The 14,127-nt window shown below is 43.6% G+C and carries 10 protein-coding genes; 5 read left to right on the top strand and 5 right to left on the bottom strand.

The window, feature by feature from the left end; all coding sequences use genetic code 11:
• The first annotated feature begins 75 nt into the window (after positions 1 to 75).
• Positions 76 to 642, top strand: coding sequence for a hypothetical protein (locus FSB84_RS24000; protein WP_130540389.1), 567 nt, complete (start codon positions 76 to 78; stop codon positions 640 to 642).
• A 28-nt stretch (positions 643 to 670) separates the two neighbouring features.
• On the opposite strand, the gene FSB84_RS23995 is transcribed toward FSB84_RS24000, so the two are convergent.
• Positions 671 to 2,452: a LuxR C-terminal-related transcriptional regulator gene (locus tag FSB84_RS23995; protein ID WP_158644089.1), complete on the bottom strand. Its 1,782-nt coding sequence runs from the start codon at positions 2,450 to 2,452 to the stop codon at positions 671 to 673.
• A 272-nt stretch (positions 2,453 to 2,724) separates the two neighbouring features.
• Between FSB84_RS23995 and FSB84_RS23990 the strand changes: the two genes are divergently transcribed.
• Both FSB84_RS23990 and FSB84_RS23985 read left to right on the top strand, forming a co-directional pair.
• Positions 2,725 to 5,622 (top strand): beta strand repeat-containing protein, encoded by a 2,898-nt coding sequence (locus tag FSB84_RS23990; RefSeq protein ID WP_158644088.1) that lies wholly within the window; start codon positions 2,725 to 2,727, stop codon positions 5,620 to 5,622.
• A gap of 37 nt (positions 5,623 to 5,659) precedes the next feature.
• On the top strand, positions 5,660 to 7,039 hold the full coding sequence (locus FSB84_RS23985) for a T9SS type A sorting domain-containing protein (RefSeq protein WP_130540386.1): 1,380 nt from the start codon (positions 5,660 to 5,662) through the stop codon (positions 7,037 to 7,039).
• 69 nt (positions 7,040 to 7,108) lie between these two features.
• Here FSB84_RS23985 and FSB84_RS23980 read toward each other — a convergent pair whose 3' ends face one another.
• The 4 genes from FSB84_RS23980 to FSB84_RS23965 form a co-directional block, all read right to left on the bottom strand.
• A complete protein-coding gene (locus tag FSB84_RS23980) occupies positions 7,109 to 8,065 on the bottom strand; it encodes a hypothetical protein (RefSeq protein ID WP_130540385.1) in 957 nt (318 codons plus the stop codon).
• Positions 8,066 to 8,146: 81 nt separating this feature from the next.
• Positions 8,147 to 9,004 (bottom strand): hypothetical protein, encoded by an 858-nt coding sequence (locus tag FSB84_RS23975; RefSeq protein ID WP_130540384.1) that lies wholly within the window; start codon positions 9,002 to 9,004, stop codon positions 8,147 to 8,149.
• Between the two features lie 59 nt (positions 9,005 to 9,063).
• Positions 9,064 to 10,410 (bottom strand): OmpA family protein, encoded by a 1,347-nt coding sequence (locus FSB84_RS23970; protein WP_130540383.1) that lies wholly within the window; start codon positions 10,408 to 10,410, stop codon positions 9,064 to 9,066.
• A gap of 17 nt (positions 10,411 to 10,427) precedes the next feature.
• Positions 10,428 to 11,054 carry a hypothetical protein gene (locus tag FSB84_RS23965; protein ID WP_130540382.1) on the bottom strand — a complete coding sequence of 209 codons (627 nt, stop codon included), beginning with the start codon at positions 11,052 to 11,054 and terminating at the stop codon, positions 10,428 to 10,430.
• A 156-nt stretch (positions 11,055 to 11,210) separates the two neighbouring features.
• Here FSB84_RS23965 and FSB84_RS23960 point away from each other — a divergent pair, with 156 nt between their 5' ends.
• Together FSB84_RS23960 and FSB84_RS23955 are read left to right on the top strand one after the other, a co-directional pair.
• On the top strand, positions 11,211 to 11,942 hold the full coding sequence (locus FSB84_RS23960; RefSeq protein WP_130540381.1) for a LytR/AlgR family response regulator transcription factor: 732 nt from the start codon (positions 11,211 to 11,213) through the stop codon (positions 11,940 to 11,942).
• Entirely contained in the window at positions 11,923 to 14,088 is a 2,166-nt protein-coding gene (locus FSB84_RS23955; protein WP_130540380.1) for an ATP-binding protein, read from the top strand. The genes FSB84_RS23960 and FSB84_RS23955 overlap by 20 nt, the downstream gene beginning before the upstream one ends.
• Positions 14,089 to 14,127: the final 39 nt, after the last annotated feature.

Below are 14,127 nucleotides of genomic sequence, written 5' to 3'. Positions count from 1 at the left end.
CACCCCTCCGGCAGGTCCGGAAGGTAATTTTGTGCTTCAAAAGAAATTATGAGACAGTTTTTTTTCCGTTCAAATATGAAAAGACGAACCCTTAGTTCCCCGTTAGTGCTCCTGTCAGGATTGCTTTTTGTCATGTTCCTGGTCTCCTGTAGTAAAGAAGGTCCTGCCGGAGCAGAGGGACCTGCTGGTCCTCCCGGACCCAAAGGAGAAGGCGTTGCTGATGGTGTGATCTATTCCGATTGGCTGGATGTAAAATATAAGCCCGATACAATACATACTGCCGGAGGTTCAATCGATACAATAGGTTATTATGCTGATATTGAAGTACCGAAACTTACGAAAGAGATGTTGAGTATCGCAGATGTAAAAGCGTATATTAATTCCAGTGATATTACTGATCCTGTAATTTATTCCCTGCCTTATTCCAGCGGAAATGGACTTTACATTCAAATGAGTGCGTATGAAAAGACGATCTCTTTGTATTCCAACGGGGATGTGGGCACCGTACTTGACAATAAGGGTAAAAAATTTCAGCAATACCGGTATATGATTGTGCCTGGCAATGCCAAAGCAAATTCAGCCGCCCAGGTAAAATGGCCGGAATATGAGACAGTGAAAGCTTATCTGAAGTTGAATGATTAGAAGAAGGAATAAGATCTTTTTTCTATTGTCATGCTAAAAATTCGTCCAGCTCTTCAGCTGAATTAATACCGATCTTTTTGTACAGCCTGTACTTTGCTTTTTTCACGCTATCGGGTGATATGAGCAATGTATGGGCTATTTCTTTGTTGTTGAGCCCCAGTTTGTGCAGCATCATTAACCTGAGTTCGGCTCCTGAGACAGGACCGATCCTTTGAACAATACTTTTTTCAAAAGCAGGATATACCTTATTGAATGAGTTTTTAAATTCATTCCACTGTTCCTTTTGTGCGAGATTGAATTCTTTGAGGAAAAGAAGGCTTTCGGGTTCCCGATCCAATTCTTCCCCTGGCAGAACAGGTATTTCATCATACAGGGAATTGCCGGAGCCGGCGTTCGTTTTCAATGCAAGCGGAGCCTGGAAATTGGAATTTTCATTTCTGATCGTTTCCAGCTGCGAGAGCAATTGAACTTTAAGCGCCTGAATTTCGGCCTCCCTTTGAAGGTTTATCTTTTCCGTATTGGTTTTGTCGATCTCTATTCGTTTTATTTTTCTATAAAGGAGATAGATGATCAGGCCGATGAAAGTTGTTATGACTGTTACTATGACGAGCTCCACTGCAGCCCTTGTTTTTTTTGCTCTTTCCTTAGATGCCATTTCATCTTCATACACGCGAACTGCTGCATCCAGCTCCAGTTCAGAGATCTTGTTCTTATTGCCATGATCCTGGAACAGCGAATCATAACGAACAAAGGCTTTGTATGAGGCCAGTGCGTTCTTATGGTCCTGCAATTTTTCGTAGTAGAGATAAGCTGCTTCATGTTTTTTCTTAAAGGAAGCGTAGTCATCAGACCTGATAGCAGGAGTGATGGCATTGAATGAATCCAGCAGCGCTTTACAAGCTGCCAGGCGATTGCGCTGCAATTCTATTTTTACCAGCCAGTAAAAGTCTTCTGATGCATTACCCCAAAGATTTTCCCTGAAGCTCAGTTCTTTTTCCTTCATCAGATTGTGATAGGCTTCTGCATACCTGCCCATTTTATATAAAGTAACGGCGGAGGATCCCTGTACCACGGTATTGAAATCAGTATTGCCTGATGCAAGAGCCGTTGCCGAGGCTTCATCGAAATAGCGCACTGATTCAGCCAGGCTATCCATTTTCTGGTAATTGATTCCGATGCCATTCAGTGATACAAGAGAATCCATCGTAATGCCCTTGCCTGTTGCCAATGATCTTTTGAAATAGTCAATAGAGCGTTGCGGTTTGTCAAGTTCCCATAATATATAACCAATCTTATGCAGGATGGCCTGAAAAGAGATATCCTGCTGCAATCCATATTTTATGGCAATTTTTTCTGCAAAGAACAAAACTTTAATTGCCTGGATATTGCGCGATGTTCGATGCTGGTATTGCGCCAGCTCAAACAGGGTTTCCAGTGCGGCTGAATGATCCAGTTCTTTTATGTAATCATTATACAGGGCTTCAAATTCTTTGTCGGCATCCTCCGGCGAAGCATGCTGATATTTCAGTTGTGCAGACTTTTCCACCAGGACCATTCTTCGCAAAAGCGATTGATTGTTTTCCTTTTGACAACGATCTTTCAGTTGTTTGCAAAACTGCACCATCTCTTCTGGAAATTTTCTTATACCATGACTGCGAAAAAAATCACTGCAGATGCGATGCACATTGTCGGGCGCTGCCTGTTTGCAGGCGGAATAAAGACTGTCGTAATCACCGGGATGCTGTATCAGCCTGGCGGAGGTTGCGGAACTGACCGGAGTCTGAGGGGTAGCCGGTACGCAATTAATCATGATAAGCAGGGCTATAAGCCAGTGCTTCTTTATTATTCCACGGGAAGGAAACAATGTTGGGTGTTTTTTCGGAAAGGCGGTGGACATACTCAAAGATAAAACAGGAAAGAACGGGAATTTGTCCACTCATCTGTAAAATTTCGTTTGTCCACCGGGTTTTGGATGTTTGTCCACCGCAAAAATTCAGCGGGATTTATCTCATCTATTAGTTTTGGGCGCTCAGTTATATGCTTTCTCCTATAAAAAAACAATCACCACTGAAAAACAATTCCATGAGACCCCAAACACTGTATCCTTTACTTTTCAGTATACTGCTTCCTGCCGGTCTTATTGCACAAAATGTAGGTGTTGGCACTACAACGCCAAATGCCACATTAGAGGTGAAGGCCACTAATCCTGCCACACCTGCCAATACAGATGGGATCATCTTTCCCAGGATTGATGCGTTTCCGGCAATAAATCCTACGATCCTTCAGCATGGCATGTTGGTATATCTGACCACTGCGGCTGGAGGTAATCAGCCTGGTTTTTATTACTGGAACAATAACAGCACAAGTTGGGTATCGCTGGCAGGTGCTGCCATTGGCACAACGTGGAACATCGGAGGTAACGCAGGAACCAGTGCAGGTGCACATTTTATTGGTACAACTGATGATATTGATATCTTTTTTAAGAGGAATGGAGTTTTGTCCGGCAGGCTTGGCTGGTCCAATACTTCATTCGGGAACGGAACATTACTAAATCCCATTACAGGTGCTGAAAATACCGGTATAGGAGCTAATGCCCTGGCATCTACCAGGAATGGATCAAACAATGTTGCTGTCGGATACAATGCACTTTATTCAAATTACGATGGGTATGGAAATACGGCTATCGGTCATCGGACGCTCTATTCCAATACAAATGGTGGCGCAAATGTTGCCATTGGTTCGTATGCACTGATCAATAATACCACCGGATCAGGAAATATGGCCATTGGCACCAATGCCATGCAATTGAATTCAGGCGGTAGTTATAATGTTGCTATGGGGTATCATGCATTAAGGTACAACCAGCAGGGAAACAATAACACTGCCATAGGTTTTGAGGCGCTGAGTAATTCTATGAATACTTCCGAGAATTCGGCTTTCGGTTACCGTTCACTGTTCAGTAATAGAACGGGTGTTTCAAATACTGCATTGGGTACAAGATCATTGGCAAGTGTTACAGCCGGTCATGAAAATACTGCTGTGGGACTGGAGGCTTTAACCAGTAATGTAACAGGCGGGCAAAATACTGCAATGGGAGTAAGAAGCTTAATGGCTTCTACAGTTCCCGGGAATACGGCTGTTGGTTTCGAAAGCATGCTTTCCAACACAACAGGGCTTTACAATGTGGCTAACGGTATGTGGGCGCTGGCTGCCAACACCACTGGCGGATCCGGCACAGCCGTAGGTTACAGGGCACTGGCATCGAATGTAGATGGTAATTCCAATTCTGCGTTTGGAGTAAATGCATTGGTGGTGAATACCACCGGAGGATTCAATACAGCTATTGGTGCAGGTGCATTGGCAGCAAATTCTACAGCCTGGAATAACGTAGCGATCGGATCTGATGCATTGGCTGCAAATACTACGGCGAGGTATAATACCGCAACAGGAAGCAATTCTCTCAAAGCCAATACTACCGGAGCATCCAATACCGCGGTAGGCTATAATACCTTACTCACAAATACAACAGGCTGGAACAATGTAGCTATAGGCGCGGACGCATTAAGGCTGAATACTATCGGTTTCGGTAATGCTGCTATTGGTGGGTCCACTATGCTTAGTAATACAACCGGCTATAATAATGCTGCTATCGGCTTTGCATTAAACGCCAATACAACCGGGAATAACAATACTGCGATAGGTAATGAGGCTTTGAGCTTAAATACAACAGGGAGTGGTAATCACGCCATCGGTGAAAGGGCTTTAGCCAATAATACAACAGGGATCAATAACACGGCAATGGGTAACCGGGCAGGTCAAATTCTTTTTACTGGTTCAAACAATACTGCCATCGGTTATAACGCACAGGTACCAAACGGCAACGCCAGCAACCAGGTAAGCATCGCCAATGTTATTTATGCTATCAACACTGATATTTCAGGCGCAGGGAATGTTGGAATAGGTACAGGCTCACCGGCTACCAAGCTTGATGTGGCGGGTACTACCAAAACCACCAATTTCCAAATGGCAACAGGCGCCGTTAATAATTATGTATTAAGAACAGATGCATCCGGTAATGCGAGCTGGGCGGCTATCAATTGGCTGGAAGCAGATCCAAAGGTGGGCAGTATGAGCCCCAACCAAATCTCAAAATGGAATGGCAGTGTGCTGGTGAATAGTTCCATTACAGACAATGGCTGGGTGGGTATAGGTACAACAAGCCCCGGAGCGCAATTGCATATCACCGGAGGATCAACTGCCGGAGCGCCCAGCCAGCAGCGATCCTATTTTCACGTAAACACTTCCAATATTGTGCAGGATGTGAGCTCATCCGGTGGCATCGTACTACGTGCTGATGGCTGGGTCTGGTCAAATGGTGGTGGCTACCTGGCTACCTCTGATGCAAGGATCAAAAACATAATCAGTATTACCGATAACCAGGCAGACCTGGCTATTCTTGAGAAGATCCAGGTAACAGACTATACCTATAAAGATGAAATAAGCCAGGGGAGTGGCCGGCAAAAAAAGGTGATCGCGCAGCAGATAAAAGAAATATATCCGGTTGCAGTGAGCCAGGGCAGGGGAACAATCCCTACCATTTTGGAATTAGCGAGATCTGTAAAAAATATTGACGGGTCAACAGTGATCACTACCAGTAAACCTCATGGATTCATCACGGGTGATGAAGTAAAACTGATCCTGGATAAAAGCGGTGAAAGAACGTATGTGATAACAGTTAACGGTCCCGATAGTTTCACCATACCTGCGATTGTCACTGAAAACATATTTGTATATGGTAAAAAGGTAAACGATCTGTTGAATGTGGATTATGATGCATTGACCACACTGAACATCAGCGCTACACAGCAATTGATCAGGGAAATAGAAAACCTGAAAGCAGAGAATCTAAAGTTGAGGACGGAACTCCGCGAACAAATGGCTGACCTGCTCAAACGGTTGGAGCAATTGAAAAAACAATGAGCCAGGGGGAGTATGGAAACATCAACAAAAGAACCTTATGAATTGTAAGATATACAATGCCCGATTGACCTTGCTGATAAGCATCGTTTGCTTAACAGTTAGCTTCACGCAGGCACAATTGAAAGTTCAATCCGGCGCAACCATTTCCTGTACAGGAGGCGCTGTGATCACGCTGAACAACACTGACCTCGATAACGATGGCGCCATCAGCCTGGCTGCCGGACAGGGCACCATCATATTTAATGGCAACTCCAACAATTCTATATCCGGCATCTCGGTTCCCTTGTTCGATAAATTGCAGATTGCCAAAACCGGCAATGCCAAATTGATCCTGCAACAGGGGATAGAAATAGGTTCGGCTATTAACTTCATTTCGGGGATCATTGACCTGAATGCGCAGCATATTTTGCTGCAACCTGACGCATTGCTGGATGGCGAATCGGAAACCAGTTATCTAACGGGTACCAATGGTGGCTATGTGCAGATCACGAGTGTGCTCAATGCTCCTTCATCCGCGAACCCGGGTAACCTGGGGGCTGTTATTTCCTCGGCAGCAAATCTGGGCAACACCGTTATCAGCCGTGGGCATGTATCGCAAACTAATGCTTCGGGTGCCGGTAACAGTATTTTACGTTATTACGATATCACACCCGCCAATAATGTTTCGCTCAACGCTACGCTGCAACTAAACTATTTCGATGCTGAATTGAACGGGCTCGATGAAAACAGCCTGGTGCTCTGGAAAAGTACGGATAATATCAACTGGTCCAGCCAGGGTAACGATACACGTAATACTACCAACAACTATGTGAGCAAAACTGGGCTGAACGATTTTTCCCGATGGACGCTTTCATCGCCTGGTAACCCACTTCCTCTAAAATGGGTTTCGTTCAATACCCGATGTATAAATGGCGGCACACGCATTACCTGGAAAACACAGGAAGAACAAAACACTGCTTCCTTTGTGGTGCGACGCAGTACCGATGGCTTTAGCTGGACGGCCATAGGAACCATATCAGCAGCAGGCAACAGCCAGGCTATCTCATCCTATTCATATACTGATCCGCAATCACCTTCGGCCACCAGCTATTACCAGATCATGCAACGGGACCTGGATGGCAGCCAATCTTATTCACCGGTCCTGATTAGCCGATGCGGTCAGCCGGAAAGTATCAAAGTATATCCTAATCCCGTGCAAACAAATTGTTGGGTGAGCATACAATCAGAAACCGCCGGCGCTGCCACGCTGCGGTTGTATGATAGTCGTGGTGCTTTGATGTATGGGAAAACGGTAGCTGTACAAACGGGCAATAATCAGTTTGCATTATTGCTGAACGGTTTACCAACAGGAAACTACGTACTGGTAATTACATGGAGCGATGGAAAAGTAAAAGTGGTTAAAATCGAAAAAAATTAGGCAAAGGCTCTCAGGGTATAAGGCGAACTATAAACCCGCTCTCAGAGCGGGTTTTCTTTATGCAAATATCTATTTCACAAACACCTTCAAACCTCTTGAGCTATTCGGACTATTGGACAAAATGGTTGAAACGCCATTCTTCCAAATAACAGCTTTTTGAGTTCCCGCGATATTTTCATATCCCGTTACATAAACATCCGTTCCATCAACAAAAACTGAATAGCCAAAAGCATCATTGCCATCTTTTGACAATTTGGTTGGAACACCATTTGTCCATAACATGGCTGCTTCACCTTCGAAGCCAGTAACATACACGGTATTGTCAGAAACAAAAATTGCCATTGCGGCGGATTCTTTTTTGCTTAGAACTGTTGCTACACCATTCTTCCATAATTTTGCGATACTAAATTCTGAGGCAGTAGCTTCGCGCCCGACTGCATATACATCGTTATCCCGTACAAAAATAGCCTGGACACTTGCACTGAAGCTTCCATTGCTCAGATCAGTACTTGAACCATTTTTCCAGATCCGGGCTACTGATACATTCCCTTTACGGATAAACCCGGCAACATATTCGTTGTTACCACTGCAGAATACATCATTAGCCCCGCCAATGATATTGGTAGTAGTTAAATTATTGGCATTACCATTTTTCCAAACGGTTGCTACAGTAACCCCGTTGATTTCTTCGGTGCCGGTTACATATACATTGTTGTTATTGACAAATACCGAAGTTACATCTGTATAATTCTTACTGCCAGAAACATTACTGACCACTCCGTTTTTCCACAATTTGGCTACATTGATATTATTAGGTTCCAATTGTGATCCCACTACGTATAAGTCATTATTGTTGAAAAATACATCAATAGCCTTTGCATTGAGTTTGCCATCGGTCAGATCAGTGCCTACGCCATTTTTCCATAATTTTGCTACGCCAAAATTATTGCCGTATTCATAGCCTGCCACATACACATTCTTTTCAACAGGAGCAGGTTTGCCGTCATCCTTTTTGGAACATGCCATAGCAGATGCTATAACAAATGCACCTATTAATACTATTGGTTTCATTCTGGATTATTATAAGTGTGTTGGTAAAGAATAATGCTATTTGCTAAAATCAAAAGGTTCTTTGCTGCCCGTACTGCCAGGGCTTTTATTAAATACTTCGCTAAAATCCAGCGCCTTTTCTACTTGTGTCATTTTTGCATTTCCATTGGTCTTACTGATGCGGGCTGAGAGATAGACCTTCTTAGCTTCGAAATCGAAAAAATAAATATCATCTCCACCAGTATATCCTACTTCAGTATTGGTGCAGGCTGCATCTATTTTAGTCCAGTCAACTGTATTTCCATTAGGGAATAATTCGGCTATTGTACCTGTCTTTTTGTTGAATTGCGTATTTCCTGGTACGTAGTAAGATGTCTTGTTATTTTTGAAGTTAAAAAACAGATAGGTTTTCTGAGCAACCGAAGCGGTTGCCGGGTTTTCAAACGAGTACAGGCAGGCGTCGTAATTGGCAGCGTTCTTATCGGCTGCGGACATAGCAGTGAATCTCGTTTCAAAATCAACGGAAGTGCTGAAATGCGGCGCATCTCCCTTAGTCCATTTGGTAGAACCCGGAAAAAATACCTTGTTTGCTTTCTTATCAAAAAACTGATTATCCGTGGTTATATATCCCTCAAATGAGCTGATTGGAAAACGCGGGTCATCAGGTTTTATGGTTAAACTATCCAAAAAAAACAGGGTAGTGTAGTCGTCGAATTCAAATTGAAGAATTCTCACCTGCTCACCCTTGTACTGATAAAAATCCAGGCCAATTCCATTTTTGGAAGGATGGATATTTACCGTGTGCATGAATTGCCATTCCTTGTTTTCAACAGGAGTGGAGCCATCCTTGCTTTTAGAACAGGAGACGAGGATCACTATTAAAGCAACAAATGTTATAATTTTTGTTTTCATCATTTTGCAGACTTTCGGAGGTAATAAAGTGGTTGGTTTCAGAGCGGTCAGTATTGGGATGTTCATAATTTGATCAGCTCAACCCTTCGGTTATTCGCTTTGCCGGCTGCAGTGGTATTGGCATCCACAGGTTGTGTTTCTCCTTTCCCTTCGGCAGTCATATAATCCTCATTCACATTGTACTGTTCAACCAATATACTTTTGATGGCCATGGCTCTGGCTTCAGATAACTGCTGATTCTTAGTATTGTCTCCATCGCTATCAGTATGGCCTACGATTTTTACCCGCAGTTCTTTATTGTCGTTCAGGATAGCCGCGATTTCTTTCAGTACACCGGCCGATTCAGGTTTCACAATGGCCGAGCCCGGATCAAACAGGATACCACGGGTCACCAGTTTGCCTTCTGTTAATAATTTGTTGCGCATATCAGGCTTGCCTGCGGCATATCGCAGGTTGGAAACATACATCTTTGCTGTGTTCTTATCATCATTACGGTTATCTATCAACGCACTGAAGCGCAGATAATAATTCGGCGCTGCCGGTAATCCCTGCGGCAGATCATACACTTTCTTATCATTGAAATAGATCTTTATCCTTTGTTGCTGGCGCATGATTGAAACATGTATGGGCTTGGGATTGCTGAGGGCTGCAAATTGTGCTTTGGTCTCAAGTTGCGTTTCTCCCTTTACGTAGCTGATAGCATATATTTCCTGATCAGGGTAGGGATGGATGTTAAAACAGATGCCGGTGTTGGCGCTCACATTGGCATTTTCCGTTTGGGCTTTTGCGGCGGCAGAGGATATGATCTCGATGCCAAACCTGAGTTGGTAATAAGCATACTCCACTTTGCTGTAATTGATGATCATATCGAAATCCACTGTGCAGTTATCTGGCATTTTGGTAATGTATTGTGGATTGAAATATGCATCACCACCGCTTAATTGCACCCAGTTGAATGCAGAGCCGTTGATGGTAGCAATTTCTGCAGCCCCGGTACTATTCCATTTGGCGGGGAGATCACCGGGGGCATCCTGCATGAAATCATCAAAGGCCAGGATCTTATCACCAGGAATGAAATCAAATTTATTATAAGAGGCAAATGAGGGCTGCGACTGATTCCCTGCATCTCCATCATTCTTTTTCCCATTTTTGCCCTTGCTTTCTTCATCGCTCTTTTCTTTGTTGTTCTCTTTTTTTGATTTGTTCTTTTTTTTGAACAGGCCTCCGATACCTTCTTCGATCTTGTCCAGACCTTTGTCTATAGAGTTGTCAACTTTCCGGTCAGCTCTGTTGGTTGCTGCATTTTTAGCTTTTTCCTTTACATCTATTTTTTGAGCAGATGCATTACTGAGCCAGCATACCAAAACCAGTATATGCAGGCTTTTGAGTGTAGCTATTATCTTTTTCATGGGATCAGCTTTTAGCGTTATTTCTTAGCTATGTCAATAGTGCCGCTTAATTTGCCATCACTGGCAAAAGCGCCCGTATTGCCCAGTACATCCAGCTTGCTGGGAATAGGGTTATCGGCGGCGGTTCTGGGTTTGAGAACAATCCCATCGAGGCTGGCAGTAATCTTATTGCCATTCACATTGATGGTGATCTGTCCGGAGTTATTGCTGGAGTACCAGCTTGTATTTGTAGTGCTGACGATCTTACCAGCCTCGTACTTGTTGATGATCTCGCCTATCCAGATGGTAACATGCGATGGATCTGTATCCCTGGCTTCTCCGATCTTCCTGGCTTTTACAATAGTATACTTCGTTGTTTTGGTCGGCAGCTGGTTATCCAGGAAAGTGATGTTGATGGCGCGTGTGGGAACTTCTTTATGGTTACCGGCTATTTTTTTTACTTTTTTGTCTCCGAACCCGGCTTCCAATGTGCCGCAGGATCCTGTCACTTTAAATTCTTTGCCGCCGGCTGTGAGCGTGGCATTGACAGTGCCATCATAGGTGTTTGAAATGTGGGGCTCTGCTGGTTCTATTTTCTTTCCAGAGCTATACACCACCAATACAGAGAGCAATGCAATTGCTGCAACGATCAAATACTTTTTCATGGGTCAAAGCTTAATTTAGATTTGGCTGTTTTCGATAATAAAACTACTGGGCCTGCACCAGCGGGGCAAAGAGGATCGATGACCGGTACGAAATAATCGGTAAAGGAAAGGGATAGTCTTTTTTTTATATATTTGATCTCAAATGAGTCCAACCTTATGACCGATCTCCTGACATGTGTTATCCTGGACGATAACTACCTTGACAGATTAGCTATTGAGTCAGAATTGGCGGGAAGGGATTCCATACGGCTATTAGGCAGTTTTGCTTCGGCTCTGGAAGCAGTTGGTCCGATCAGGGAGTTTAAACCTGATATTTTACTACTTGATATTAATATGCCCGGCCTAAATGGACTGCAATTCTTAAAAGGGCTTGGGGCCCGGGCGCCTCTTTGTATTGTTGTTTCTTCGCATCCCGAGTACGCATTGGAAAGCTTTGAGCTCAATGTTTTTGATTATATCCTGAAGCCATTGACAACTGAAAGATTTGATCAGGCTTTGAAACGATTGAGAGCATTCCTGTTGATCAAACAAAAGGCAGAAGCATATGTAACACTGATCGAAACTGAGAAGATCGTTTTCAAAGACGGGCATCATGAGATCCATCTCAATGTAAATGAGATCAGCTACCTGGAAGCATTTGGAGATTATACCAAAATTGTTACTTCCGGTAAAGACTACCTGACATTGGCTACTCTCGGTTCTTTTTTGGAAAATCTCCGGTCTGAAAAATTTGTACGAATTCATCGCAGCTATGCAGTAGCTAAAGCAAAAGTTAGCCGCATAACCCATAATACCATTGGGGTAAACGATATAGATCTGCCTGTTGGCAAAACCTACCGTATTTCATTGGCACAGCTTAAATCGATACATGGAAGCAAAAAATCCTGATCAGGACTTTCGGATCATCTTACGACGTCTCATTTTTATAGTAGTTGCCTGGTGCACTTTGCAGCAACTGACGGCGCAAACACGTCCTGATCTTTCACAGATCCCTGCACGTGAAGATAAAATTGATGCCTGGAGAGAATACCTCAATGAGTTGTTAGGCTATAATGCCTCCGGGAAGTCTGACAGTAAATTATTGATCCAGGAAGCTAAATACGGGCTGCAATTATGCCTTCCCAATGATTACAGACGTCATTCCATGTTTTTCTTATTTACAGGCTGTGCCTTCGAAAAACTTAAGCAATTCGACAGCGCAGCTTATTACCTCGAAAAATCCGTGGAGCTTGCAAAAAAGTGTGATGCGGTCAATTATGAAATTACCGGTCTGAGCAGGCTGAACTATGTTTATGATTACATACTGAACGTAGGTATGCGTAAACACACGCTTGACAGGATGAAGAAAATTGCCGCTACCTCTAATGAGCCCAATATCAAACAACTCACTTTTGAAGCATTAGGCACCTACTACAGTGATATTAGCGACTATGAAAATGCCATTAAGTATAAATTGGAGTCGATAGAATTGTATAAGAAGCTCCTCCAAACAGACACCCTGATCACCAGCACCCGGAATGTGGGTTATCATCTGACCAATCTGGCCAACCTCTACAGTGAATTGGGGAGAAATGAAAAAGCCATTCAATACCTGGATGAAGCCCGGGTATACGTTGGTGATATTGCACTGCGTGAAGGGGAAGAATCCTTGTACCTCGGCTATTTCCGGGCTTATCTGGCGATGGAAAAGACTGACAGTGCAGCTGTTTATTATGACCGGATTTACAGGGAGATGCCTCCAGGCGATACGCTATATAATGTATTGAGTACAGCCAACAGACTTTATGCAGACTATTATCTGAAGAAAGAAGATATAAAAAATGCTGAACACTATGCCCGCCTGGCACAGTCCAATGCACTTATATCTCAGCAGGTTGATGATCAGATCCAGGCAAATGTTGTACTGGGAGAAGTGCTTTATAAAGAAGGAAAATATAAGCAGGCCATACAGTTCTTAAGGCCCGTAATGGACGCCCCTTTTGATTTTGATAAGTTTGCGCTTTCGAATATCCAGAATACTTTGGCCCGGTCCTACGCAGCTTTGGGGCAGTGGAAAGACGCGTATCATTTTCTGGATCGATATAGCGAACTGAAGGATACACTGCAACTTGCCGCTGCCGATAAGAATTTTGTAGAGATAGAAGGAAAGTATCAGAATTCACAAAAGATCCAGCAACTAAAAGTAAAGGATCTGGAATTAAGTGACGCTCGAAAACAGCGGCTTTGGCTTACAGGAGGGATCGTTCTCCTGCTCATCATTGCAGCGCTGGCCCTGATGATCTACAGGAATAAAAAACGCACTGCGGACCTGCTGGATGAAAAAAACAAGGCGCTCGCCATGCTGAATAAAGACCTTGAGCAGGCAAATCAAACCAAGGTTAAGTTATTCAGCATCATTGGCCACGACCTTCGGTCGCCCATCAACCAGGTGCATCAGTTCTTAAGGCTTCATCAAATGTCGCCAGAACTGGTAGACCAGGAAGAGAGAAATAAGTTGAGTACGAAAATACAGGAGGCAACAGGAGCTTTGCTTGATACGATGGAGGATCTTCTCCTGTGGAGCAAGACTCAAATGGAAAAATTCAATATTGTTCCGGAAGAAACTGAGTTGCTGCCCATCATTAATCAATGTCAGGATTTGCTGCAGCTGGATATTGAGTCAAGGGGCATCCATATTGATAATCGTGTAAAAGAGGGAGACCTGGTAATTACAGATGCTTATTTCCTGCAAACCATCATCCGCAATCTGTTTCAAAATGCAATAAAAGCGTCTCCGAAAAACGGGACCATTCAATTTGATTTTACTGATAACCCAGATCAGGCCATTCTAACGATCACCAATGAGGGCAAAGGATTCTCTCAGGAGGAATATGAATCAATCATTAATAATACCGGACAGGCAGTTGGCATTACCGGATTAGGGCTCCAGCTGGTAGCGGACCTTGCAGCGAAATTGAATGCTTCCATACAATTCAGGTTGAGTTCCGAATCAAGAACAGTTGCTGAAATAAGTTGGAAACATGTCAAAGGCTAAGAAAGATGAGGCTCTTGTTTACAAAAGAGAAATAATAAT

The organism is Pseudobacter ginsenosidimutans, assembly GCF_007970185.1.
Classification (GTDB): Bacteria; Bacteroidota; Bacteroidia; order Chitinophagales; family Chitinophagaceae; genus Pseudobacter; species Pseudobacter ginsenosidimutans.
The sequence above is the reverse complement of the archived record's forward strand: the minus strand, read 5'-3'. Positions and strand labels throughout refer to the sequence as shown.

What these genes read in the sequence shown, in the direction of transcription:
- FSB84_RS23990 (WP_158644088.1), top strand. Translation starts at nt 2,725, where the DNA reads ATGAGACCCCAAACACTGTATCCTTTACTTTTCAGTATACTGCTTCCT.
- FSB84_RS23960 (WP_130540381.1), top strand. Translation starts at nt 11,211, where the DNA reads ATGACCGATCTCCTGACATGTGTTATCCTGGACGATAACTACCTTGAC.
- FSB84_RS23965 (WP_130540382.1), bottom strand. Translation starts at nt 11,054, where the DNA reads ATGAAAAAGTATTTGATCGTTGCAGCAATTGCATTGCTCTCTGTATTG.
- FSB84_RS24000 (WP_130540389.1), top strand. Translation starts at nt 76, where the DNA reads ATGAAAAGACGAACCCTTAGTTCCCCGTTAGTGCTCCTGTCAGGATTG.
- FSB84_RS23980 (WP_130540385.1), bottom strand. Translation starts at nt 8,065, where the DNA reads ATGGCATGTTCCAAAAAGGATGACGGCAAACCTGCTCCTGTTGAAAAG.
- FSB84_RS23995 (WP_158644089.1), bottom strand. Translation starts at nt 2,452, where the DNA reads ATGATTAATTGCGTACCGGCTACCCCTCAGACTCCGGTCAGTTCCGCA.
- FSB84_RS23985 (WP_130540386.1), top strand. Translation starts at nt 5,660, where the DNA reads ATGAATTGTAAGATATACAATGCCCGATTGACCTTGCTGATAAGCATC.
- FSB84_RS23975 (WP_130540384.1), bottom strand. Translation starts at nt 9,004, where the DNA reads ATGATGAAAACAAAAATTATAACATTTGTTGCTTTAATAGTGATCCTC.
- FSB84_RS23955 (WP_130540380.1), top strand. Translation starts at nt 11,923, where the DNA reads ATGGAAGCAAAAAATCCTGATCAGGACTTTCGGATCATCTTACGACGT.
- FSB84_RS23970 (WP_130540383.1), bottom strand. Translation starts at nt 10,410, where the DNA reads ATGAAAAAGATAATAGCTACACTCAAAAGCCTGCATATACTGGTTTTG.